Source organism: Okeania sp. SIO2C2 (genome assembly GCF_010692625.1).
Lineage (GTDB): Bacteria > Cyanobacteriota > Cyanobacteriia > Cyanobacteriales > Microcoleaceae > Okeania > Okeania hirsuta.
Genome location: NZ_JAAHGM010000105.1, coordinates 4633 through 16427, shown reverse-complemented (window position 1 = coordinate 16427; position 11795 = coordinate 4633). Strand labels below are relative to the sequence as shown.

Annotated in this window: 5 protein-coding genes; 4 read left to right on the top strand and 1 reads right to left on the bottom strand. The window is 37.8% G+C overall.

Translation table 11 applies throughout. The features are described 5' to 3' along the window. Positions 1-24 precede the first annotated feature (24 nt). Entirely contained in the window at positions 25-159 is a 135-nt protein-coding gene (locus F6K18_RS34545; protein WP_287527660.1) for a hypothetical protein, read from the bottom strand. A 703-nt stretch (positions 160-862) separates the two neighbouring features. On the opposite strand from F6K18_RS34545, the gene F6K18_RS34540 reads away from it, so the two are divergent. The 4 genes from F6K18_RS34540 to F6K18_RS34525 form a co-directional block, all read left to right on the top strand. After that, a complete protein-coding gene (locus F6K18_RS34540) occupies positions 863-1132 on the top strand; it encodes a hypothetical protein (protein ID WP_287527658.1) in 270 nt (89 codons plus the stop codon). Positions 1133-1453: 321 nt separating this feature from the next. Continuing rightward, positions 1454-3559 carry a M3 family metallopeptidase gene (locus F6K18_RS34535; RefSeq protein WP_287527656.1) on the top strand — a complete coding sequence of 702 codons (2106 nt, stop codon included), beginning with the start codon at positions 1454-1456 and terminating at the stop codon, positions 3557-3559. 76 nt (positions 3560-3635) lie between these two features. Then, the gene (locus tag F6K18_RS34530; protein ID WP_287527655.1) at positions 3636-3791 is read left to right on the top strand and encodes a hypothetical protein; all 156 of its coding nucleotides are present in this window, start codon (positions 3636-3638) and stop codon (positions 3789-3791) included. A gap of 1517 nt (positions 3792-5308) precedes the next feature. Then, positions 5309-11795, top strand: a 6487-nt coding sequence (locus tag F6K18_RS34525; RefSeq protein WP_287527652.1) for a LamG domain-containing protein, incomplete at its 3' end; no start/stop codon positions are given.

The following is an 11795-nucleotide window of genomic DNA, read 5'->3' as shown; positions in this document are numbered from 1 at the left end:
CCAGAGGTAATTATCAATTATCAATTATCCATTATCCATTAATGAACTCCTGTCTCCTGTCTCCTGTCTCCTGACTCCTAGATAAAAAAACTTGGTATTTATCAAGATACGCTCAGGGGTTCTATAGGACTTACGCAGTATAGCAATGTGCGCTGGCATATTTACAAATTACAAGAGGTGTCCAATAGCTAAAAGTCTTATATTATAGGTTTTTTATTCTCCCTTCCGGAGCTGTTGCCTGTTGCCTGTTGCCTGTTGCCTGCGCACAGCGCTATACAAAGTATTTCCGTAATTGCGACCGACAGGAAAGCAATCTCAAATCCCAATTTTTCGTACCTTATATCATGTTCCCCCTCCGGGGGAGCTACGCTAACGGTTGAATACTTATAAATGACTGTTGTGAGTCCTCAGGAGTCAGGAGGACCGAGTCAGGAGGAAATATTGGAGAAAAAGAACAAATATTCGTATTGGGGGTATTGATAATTTAAGTATTTGTTTGGTACTGTCGATACCCGGAGTCCTTAAATTTTATGATAACTGACCCGTCCGAACATGATATTATGCGTAATATCAAATCCGGTTGAACACTTATTATATAGTTGGGGGAGTAGGGGAGTAGGGGAGATTGAAGGCTTTAAGTATAGTTATAAACATATACTATATAACCGGATTCTATATAAGTCCTGTTTTACACAAACAATACCAACGGACATGATATTACTGATACATCGATTAATATTCAAGTGAATTAAATACTGTATCATGTCCGGATAATTAGGGTTTGCTTATGGCAGTCTTTTGTTCAACAATTAATAATTAATAATTAATAATTAATTATTACCTCTCCTTGAAAAGAAGAGGATTGACTAATCATGAAAATTTTTCTTCTCTTGGTCGATTGGAGGACAGCGAGGAGACCCGTTCTTACAGACCCGCTCCGAAGATCGCCATCCCACCTACGGGAAGCTACGAAGATCGACCGCTTATTATCCCCTTAAAAGGGGAGGCGCATACCCACAATTTTTCGGTAAGAGGAGGAGTCAGGAGTCAGGATGACCGAGTCAGGAGAAATGGGAATTATAGAGGAGATAGTAGGAAGAATCGTCCCTTAATTTTTCTGCCCAACTCTTGACCAAAATCCGCTCATTTTTGAACCATTACCACCTAAAACCTCGTACTTTTTGATACTCAAAAAGGCTAAAACCTTTATCTGTAAATACTTTTAGATTTAATCAGCAAGCCCTAATTAGCGATCAAAAAAACTTTCTCCTTTTCCTCCTCTTCTTTCTTCCTTCTTTCTTTCCTCCTGACTCAGTCCTCCTGACTCGGTCTTCCTAAATAATTAAGATTAATATCATACACGCGCTTCACCAACGCCGATTTTTTGCTCAGTTAAGCTACAATAATAAAAAACCAAAAATCAAGATAATTGGGATATCAAGAAAAACTGCTTATGAATGCTCAAGCTACAGTTACAAATAAAGCATTATTAAATGGTAAAGGATTACCTCCTTTTGAATCGATTAAATCAGAATATGTAGTCCCTACAATGACAGAACTTCTAACAGAATTAGAGCAAGAATTAACAAACTTAGAAGCCACAGTTAAACCTACTTGGAATGACCTGGTAGAACCCATACAAAAATTAGTAGACCGTTTAAGTTGGAGTTGGGGAATAGTAGGGCATTTAATGGGAGTAAAAAATAGTCCCGAACTCAGAAAAGCTTATGATGAAGTACAACCAAAAATAGTAGAATTTTCTAATAAACTCAGCCAAAGCAAACCTCTTTATCAAGCCTTCAAAAAATTACACAATAGTGATAGTTGGCAAAATCTAGATTCAGGACAAAAACGCATAGTTGAAGCTGCTATCAGAGATGCAGAACTTTCTGGAGTAGGTTTAGAAGGGGAACAGCGAGAACGTTTCAACACCATTCAACTAGAATTAGCAGAACTTTCTACAAAGTTTTCCAATAACGTCCTTGATGCCACAAAAGCTTTTAGTCTCACATTGACAAACAAAGAAGAAGTCGATGGTTTACCTCCCAGTTTATTAAGTTTGGCAGCTCAAGGTGCCAGAGATGCTGGAGCAGAAAATGCAACTCCAGAAAGCGGACCATGGCGCATCACTCTCGACTATCCCAGTTTTGCGCCCTTCATGCAGCACAGCAAACGACGGGAGTTACGAGAACAACTATATAAAGCTTTTATTAGTCGTGCTTCTAGTGGGGAGTTAAACAACTATCCTTTAATTCAACGTATTTTAGAGCTACGTCAACAAAAAACTCAAATTTTAGGCTTTAATAGTTATGCAGAAGTGAGTCTTGCTAGTAAAATGGCACCGGGTGTCGAAGCAGTGGAAAAGTTATTAGAAGAGCTACGCAGCGTGAGTTATGATGCTGCAGTTACAGACTTAGAAGAATTAAAAAAATTTGCTGCCAGTAAAAATGCCCTAGAGGCAAATGACCTGAAACATTGGGATACCAGTTTTTGGGCGGAAAGACTGCGGGAAGAAAAGTTTGCTTTTACTGCCGAAGAGTTACGACCATATTTCCCACTACCCCAAGTTCTTGATGGTTTATTTGCTTTAGTCAAACGGATATTTGGTATTAATATTACTGCTGCTGATGGGGAAGCACCAGTCTGGCATCAAGATGTGCGTTATTTCCAAGTTAGTGATGAGAAAAATACACCCATCGCTTACTTCTATCTTGATGCTTATAGTCGCCCGGCAGAAAAACGGGGTGGTGCATGGATGAATGAATGTATTGCTCGCGCAAAGCTTATGGAAAATGGTAAAACTACTTTGCGTTTGCCAGTAGCTTATTTGCAATGCAACCAAACACCTCCTGTAGATGGTAAACCTAGTTTGATGACTTTTCGTGAGGTAGAAACTCTTTTCCATGAGTTCGGACACGGTTTACAACATATGTTGACAACGGTTGACTATGCAGGAGCTGCTGGTATTAATAATGTAGAGTGGGATGCGGTGGAGTTACCCAGTCAGTTTATGGAAAACTGGTGTTACGACCGCGCCACATTATTTGGAATGGCAAAACATTATCAAACAGGGGAAACTCTTCCAGAACATTATTATCAAAAACTTTTGGCTGCCAGAAATTATATGAGTGGCAGTGGGATGTTGCGTCAGTTGCATTTTAGTTTAGTTGATATTGAGCTACATCACCGTTATCAACCAGGTGGTGAGGAAACAGTGATGGATGTGCGTAACCGCATCGCTCAAACTACTACTGTGTTAGCTCCATTGCCAGAAGATTCATTTTTATGTGCCTTTGGACATATTTTTGCTGGTGGTTATGCTGCTGGTTATTATAGTTATAAGTGGGCAGAAGTATTGAGTGCTGATGCTTTTGCTGCTTTTGAAGAAGCTGGTTTAGAAGATGAAGTAGCGATCGCCACTTGTGGTAAACGTTTTCGAGATACAGTATTAGCATTAGGTGGTAGTTTGCATCCGATGGAGGTGTTTAAAACTTTCCGAGGTCGGGAACCTAATACTGAACCTTTGTTGAGACATAGTGGTTTGATAGCTACTGTGTAAACTAATAGACATCTCCTCCACGCATAGGCAGCTTTGCTGTAGGCAGTAGAGGGAAAGAATTTTTCTGTACGAATGTTTGTTACGAGGCACAGTAGTGGGAGCATCTTGCTCCCGTGCCTGTATTCCTTTTTGGGCATTGCTGAGAGGCCGGATGAATATTATAGAGGGAGTAGGCAGCTTTGCTGTAGGCAGTAGGGAACCCACCCCTAACCCCTCCTGGGAGGGGAAATAATTGATAATTTATGTGTGAGAATTGATTTGATTTGGGATTTTTACCAGATGTCTAATAGACATCTCCTCCACACATAGGCAGCTTTGCTGTAGGCAGTAGAGGGAAAGAATTTTTCTGTCCAAGGAGTGAAAATATCAGGAACGGGAAAATATCAGGAACGGGCAAGATGCCAATTCCACAAAACTATTAAAATCATCCCACATTTATGCAACGCCAACTTTATTATCAGTATTATCAGTAATTATCGGTCGTTATATAGAGTCAGGATGTATTATAACTTATGTTAGAAGTACAACTCTTGGTCAAGGAATTGACTTGAGTAACTGTCAACCATTTAATTATAAACATATATTATTTGTTCATAATGACTATATTGATAAATTCAAATTTACTCTTTATAAATAAATAAGCGATCGCCTCAAATAAATTCCTTATTTATTGATTAAAGGCAATACAGATTCAGAGCATATTTTTGTATTGTCTTGCAGCAACTAGTAGTTTGATATTTTGCATAATCTAATATCAGGAATATTGATATATTTAATCCTAAGGCGTTGGTAATTTGAGGTATGATATCATGTCCGGATCAGAGCGCGATAGAAGTCCATGACCTTTACGCGACCAAAAAACTTTATCCTTCTACTCCTGTTTCTTCTTCTTTCTTTTCTACTAACTCGGTCTTTCCACTCCTGGGAGGGGTTAGGGGTGTTCAACAATTAATAATTAATAATTAATAATTAATAATTAATAATTAATTATTACCTCTCCTTGAAAAGAAGAGGATTGACTAATCATGAAAAATTTTTTCTTTTTTCCCCTGAAAAGGAGAGGCGCATACCCACAATTTCTCGGTAAGTAATTAAGATTAATATCATACACGCCCTTTACCAACGCCAATCCTAATTTGGCTAGTTTCAAGAACAACCTATATCGACTTTACGAATTAAGATCAATTTCATTATTTTTTTTGATATAGTCAACCATTTAATGATAGAAAGTTTTTGATTTTATCAGCTTAAAGTAGGCCATTATTATCGTTGAAATATTGGACTTTATAACAAATTGGCCTGACCTGAATCCTTACCAAAAATTTAGCAATAATCCTTAATAAAATTTAACTCTATGGATAATTTCATCAGTGGTAAAATATATTATTAAGAAATGTTGAGCTTGTGCATCAAAAAACTTATACTGTAAGCATTCAGCTGTCAGCAATCAGCTATCAGCTATTGCTTTTAGTTGACGATCAAAGCTTTATTAATTGTCTTACTACAAAAGTTGGCTCCCTTGCTCTTAAAGTCTATATTAATTTAAGCACTGTCTTTAAGGAGAGAGTCTTGTTGCTGATAGCTGACAACTAATAGCTGTTTGCGCAGCATTCCGGAGGAAATGCTTACCTTATACTTGTTTATAGACAGAAGCCAAAAAATATCTGGATTGTATATTTTTAAAGACAATCAGAGAATGATTAGTGTCGCTAGAAATTGGCGATTAATTAATAAATAAGGAGCATTATAATGTCTGAAGTCGCGACTAAAAACCTCACCTTTTGGGATACTACCGACTATAAGTATCCAGGGTTTGGCCAAACAGCGCAAATCTCTGATGGTCTAGGAGGTACAATAGGTATAACCTACAATCAAATAGACTATAATGACCGTGGTTGGAAAGGAAAGCCAAATGGAGATACCCCCATTACAGAAGACCGCCTCCTATCTGGGGAAATAGAGAATAAATTTAGCTTAACAGGTAAAGTAAAAGGTATCACTGTTACTATGCCTCAAATCAGGACTATAGGACGTGAAAATAATTATTCTGTTACTCTAGATTTTAGTAACTACAAAGCTTCTCTAACTGGCTCAAAAGCAACTGATGGCGCTACCTGTGGTGACACATATTTGGCCATATCAAGATTTTTCAACGGTACTGCAGCTGGATATACAACCATAAAAGTCACAGCAACAACTCTAGATGGTAGTCCACTAAATTTAACTGACTGGAAATTATTCAACAGTGGCACTCTTGGCCAAGGGAACAATGCTCGTGTATTCCTAGATGCAGCGACTCAAACTATCTCTGGTAAAAACTCTCAAGGTAAACAAGAGTTTTGCCCAACTCCACCCAACCCAGGTACTTCTTTTGGCACAGATACGGGTCTAGGTTTGTTTCAGTTACCGAGCGACCAACGTTATACATCTATTACCCTTAGTTTCAAACAAAAAAAAATTAAAGGTGTAATACCTAATGATTTACATGATATTTATGTTGCTAGCAATACTACCTCTACAAGTCCAATTAGCAAAATGCCTGAAACTAAACCTATGGATATAAATAGTGGTTTACAACTGCATCTGCCATTGAATGAAATAGTGGAAAATGCTGAATCAGAAAAAGAAGTAGTTGATATTTCGGGAGGAAAACTCAATGGCAAAGTTCATGGTGCAACAATTGTTGCCGACTCAAACTTTGGTAACTGTTTAAGTTTTGATGGGGTAGATGATTATATCCAAATGCCGGAAATGAATATTGACTATTCAAAGGGTATTACTGTAGAAGTTTGGGTGTATTATAACAGTTTCAAGTACCAATCAAGAGTTATTGATTTCGCTAACGGTCCTGGTAAAAACAATATCATTTTTGGCAATCATACTACAACAAATGATGGATTATTAGTTGTGTTTGTTGGTTCGACCAGAAAAGCTATTGAGGTAAAAGGGATACTCGAAGCAAGTAAGTGGCTCCATCTAACAGCAACAATTGATGAGTCAGGAAATGCCAAGGTTTATAAGAATGGTCAAGAAGTAGGGGGAGGGTTGGTAGCTGTCCCCAATAGTGTTAATCGAACCAAAAACTATATCGGCGTAAGTAATTGGTCAGGAACAGGATATTTTCACGGAAAAATGACAAACCTGCGGATTTATGACCGAGTATTATCACCAGAAGAAATTAACGAATGTATGAAAGTGGATGGAACTCCTCCACCAATGGATATAAATAGTGGTTTACAACTGCATCTGCCACTGAATGAAATAGTGGAAAATGCTGAATCAGAAAAAGAAGTTGTTGATATTTCAGCAGGAAAACTCAAGGGTAAAGTTAATGGTGCAACAATTGTACCTGACTCACGCTTTGGCAACTGTATCAACTTTGATGGAGTAGATGATTATATCGAAGTGCCTACAACAACTATTCCTGAAACTGGTGAAATCACAGTTAGTTTGTGGGCGAAGGGTGGCAACTCTCTACCTCAAAAGACTGCTATTTTTTGGGCAGCAGATCAAAGTAATCTTTATGTGGTGAATATTCATTTACCTTGGTCAAATAGTCACATCTATTTTGATTGTGGAAGTGGAAATTACGCTAGTTGTGACAGAATATTAAAATTAGCTGAGACTATTGATTTCAAAGCTAAATGGAATCACTGGGTATTTACTAAGAATGTTGCTACAGGCGAGATGAATATCTATCTCAATGGTAGTCTCTGGCACAACGGTACAGGTAAAAATCAACAACTAGGTTCAGCTACTATAGTGAAATTAGGTTGTCAGGCTAATAAGTTCTTCTATAATGGTAAAGTTGCTCATCTGCGGATTTATGACCGAGTATTGTCAAAAGAAGAAATTAACGAATGTATGAAAGTGGATGGAACTCCTCCACCTATGGATATAAATAGTGGTTTACAACTGCATCTGCCACTGAATAAAATTGTCGAAAATGCTGAATCAGAAAAAGAAGTTGTTGATATTTCAGCAGGAAAACTCAATGGTAAAGTTTATGGTGCAACAGTTGTAGCTGAACCACGCTTTGGTAATTGTTTAAACTTTAATGGGAATCATGATTATGTGATCATTAATCCCATGCCCAACTTTCCCTCGGAAGCAATGACAGTATTATGTTGGGTTAGATCGAACAACCAACAGAAAGAAGGTACAGTTATCTCATACGCCAAATCTTCAGCACAGAGGTATAACGAGTTTCAAATATACAATATTAAAAATATCACACCCACTGTTAATAACAAGTGGTATAGTACGGGAGTTGCTTTCAACGATGGTGAATGGCATTGTGTAGCAATTACTTGGCAAAGTAGCGATGGACAATTTAAAGTGTACAAAGACGGAAAAGAAGTACACTCCAAAGTCATTAGTCAAGGAAATCCAATTGCCACTGGAGGCGCACTGGTATTAGGGCAAGAGCAAGATAAGTTGGGAGGAGGATTTGCAGTTAATCAAGCTTTTCAAGGACAAATGGCTCATCTGCGGATGTATGACCGAGTATTATCTCCAGAAGACATCAATGAATGTATGAAAGAAGATGGAACTCCTCCACCAATGGATATAAATCGTGGTTTACAATTCCATCTGCCACTGAATGAAATAGTCGAAAATGCTGAATCAGAAAAAGAAGTTGTTGATATTTCAGCAGCAAAACTCAAGGGTAAAGTCAATGGTAATCCCAAAATTTTAGATGACTCACGTTTCGGCAATTGTCTAAACTTCGACGGTGTGGATGATTATATCCAAATACCAGAAATGAATATTGACTATTCACAAGGTTTGACTGTCGAAGCTTGGATACACTATAACAGCTTTAAGCATTGGTCAAGAATTATTGACTTTGGCAATGGTACTCCAAATAACAACATTGTATTTGCTAACGAAACCACAACAAGCAATCTATGTTTCGATAGTTTTAAAGGAACAACTTCCAACAGGGTACAAGCAAATGGAAAGCTAGAGTTGAGCAAATGGCTACATTTGGCAGTAACAGTTGATGGTTCGGGGAAGACTAAAATTTACAAGAATGGTACAGAAGTAGAGAGTGGGTTAATCAATCTTCCCAACAATACCAATCGCGCTAACAACTATATTGGTAAAAGTAACTGGTCAACAGATGGATATTTTCAGGGCAAAATGTCAAATCTGCGGATGTATAACCGAGCATTATCAAAAGCAGAAATTAACGAATGTATGAAAGTAGATGAAACTCCTCCACCTATGGATATTAACCGTGGTTTACAATTGCATCTACCACTGGATGAAATAGTGGAAAATGCTACTAAAGAAAAAGAAGTAGTTGATGTTTCTCCAGCAAAACTCAAGGGTAAAGTCAATGGAAAACCAATAGTTGTAGCAGACTCCAAACTTGGCAATTGTCTAAATTTTGACGGTGTGGATGATTATATCCAAATGCCAGAAATGAATATTGACTATTCACAAGGTTTGACTGTCGAAGCTTGGGTAAACTATAACAGCTTTAAGAGTTGGTCAAGAATTATTGACTTTGGAAATGGTCAAACTAAGGACAACATTCTGTTTACTAATGAAGGTACTACTAAGAATTTACTCTTAGATGTTTATAAAGGTGCTACTCAAAACAGGATTAAAGCGGATGGAATGCTAGAGTTAAACCAGTGGGTTTATTTAACAGTAACTGTTGATGGGTCAGGTAGTGGCAAAATCTACAAGAATGGTGAAGAAGTACAGAGTGGTTTAGTACATCTACCTAATAATCTTAATCGCACTAAAAATTATATTGGCGATAGTAACTGGTCAGCGGATGAATTTTTTCATGGCAAAATGTCAAATCTGCGACTGTATAACCGAGCATTATCTCCTGAAGAAATCAATGAATGTATGAAAGTAGATGGTACTCCTTCACCTAAACCTATAGATATTAATCGTGGTTTACAACTGCATCTGCCACTGAATGAAATTGTGGAAAACGCGGCTAAAGAAAAAGAAGTTGTTGATGTTTCAGCATCAAAGTTCAATGGAAAAGTCAATGGAGCAACAGTTGTAGCAGACGATCGCTTTGGTAACTGCTTAAACTTTGATGGGGTTGATGATAATATCCAAATACCGGAAATGAATGTTGATTATTCAAAAGGTTTTACTGTAGAAGCTTGGTGTTACTCCAACAAGTTTAAAAATTACTCAAGAATAATTGACTTTGCCAATGGTCCTACCGAGGACAATATCATTTTTAGTCATTATGTCAACAATTCGATCTTATTAGCGTTATATCTTGGTTCAAAGAGAAAAGAGTTAATCCTAAATCAAGTATTTGAAAATAATCAATGGCTTCATTTAGCAGCAACAGTAGATCAATTAGGGAATGCCAAAGTTTATAAAAATGGTCAACAAGTAGGGGAAGGGTTGCTAGCTATCCCCAATACTGTTAATCGCACCAAAAACTATCTTGGCAATACTCAAAACGCTAAAACTCCAATTTATTTTCAGGGCAAAATGTCGAACCTGCGGTTGTATAATCGACCATTATCTCCTGAAGAAATTAACGAATGTATCAAGGTAGATCAAACACCTCCACCTGTGGATATAAATCGTGGTTTACAACTGCATCTGCCACTCAACGAAATAGTCGAAAATGCGACTAAAGAAAAAGAAGTTCTTGATGTCTCAGTATCAAAGCTCAATGGTAAAGTCAATGGGGAACCAACAGTTGTAGCAGACGATCGCTTTGGCAATTGTTTAAACTTTGATGGAGTAGATGATTATATCGAACTGCCAACAGCAACTATTCCCGAAACAGGTGAAATCACAATTAGTTTCTGGGCAAATGGTGGCAAGTCTTTACCCAAACAGAATTCTATTATCTTGGCACAAGATCAAAGTAATCACAGGGTAGTCAACATTCATTTACCTTGGTCAAATAGTAACGTATACTTTGATTGTGGAAATACAACTACTACTGATAATAGTTATGACCGTATCGAAAAACCATCCCAGGCAAGTGACTTTAAAGATCGATGGACATACTGGGTATTTACCAAGAATGTGGCTACGGGTGAGATGAAAATCTATCTTAATGGTAGTTTGTGGCAAAGTGGTGTTGGTAAAGAAAATCCTCTAAGCTCAATTACTCAGGTTAAATTTGGTTGTGGTTATGGTTTTTATAATGGTAAAGTTGCTCATCTACGAATTTATGACCGAGCATTATCTCCTGAAGAAATCAATGAATGTATGAAAGTGGATGGAACTCCTCCACCGATGGATATTAATCGTGGTTTACAACTGCATCTGCCACTGAATGAAATAGTGGAAAATGCTGAATCAGAAAAAGAAGTTGTTGATGTTTCCACAGCAAAACTTAATGGTAAAGTCAATGGGGAACCAGCAGTTGTAGCAGACGATCGCTTTGGCAATTGTTTAAACTTTGATGGAGTAGATGATTATATCGAACTGCCAACAGCAACTATTCCTCAAACAGGTGAAATTACAATTAGTTTCTGGGCAAATGGTGGCAAGTCTTTACCCAAGTACAATTCTATAATAGTTGCATACAATCAAAGTAATCACAGGGTGGTTAACGTTCATTTACCTTGGTCAGATAGTCAGATTTACTTTGATTGTGGAAATACGACTACTTCTGATGACAGTTATGACAGAATACAAAAAGTAGCTCAGGCTGTTGATTTTAAAGATAAATGGACTCACTGGCTATTTACTAAGAATGTTTCCACCGGCGAGATGAAAATTTATCTTAATGGTAGTCTCTGGCATAGTGTTACAGGTAAAAATAAACCACTAGGTTCAGTTTCTCTAGTGAGATTTGGTTGCGATCCTGGTACATTGTTCTATCATGGTAAAGTTGCTCATCTACGGATTTATGACCGAGTATTGTCACCAGAAGAAATTAACGAATTGATGACAGTTGATGAGGCCGATGGAACAGACAGCACATCAACAACTGATGAGACTGAGACCACTGGTGAAACAGATAGCACATCAACAACTGATGAGACTGAGACCACTGGTGAAACAGATAGCACATCAACAACGGATGAGACTGATGCCACTGGTGAAACAGATAGCACATCAACAACGGATGAGACTGAGACCACTGGTGAAACAGATAGCACATCAACAACGGATGAGACTGAGACCACTGGTGAAACAGATAGCACATCAACAACGAATGAGACTGATGCCACTGGTGAAACCGACAGCACATCAACAACGGATGAGACTGAGACCACTGGTG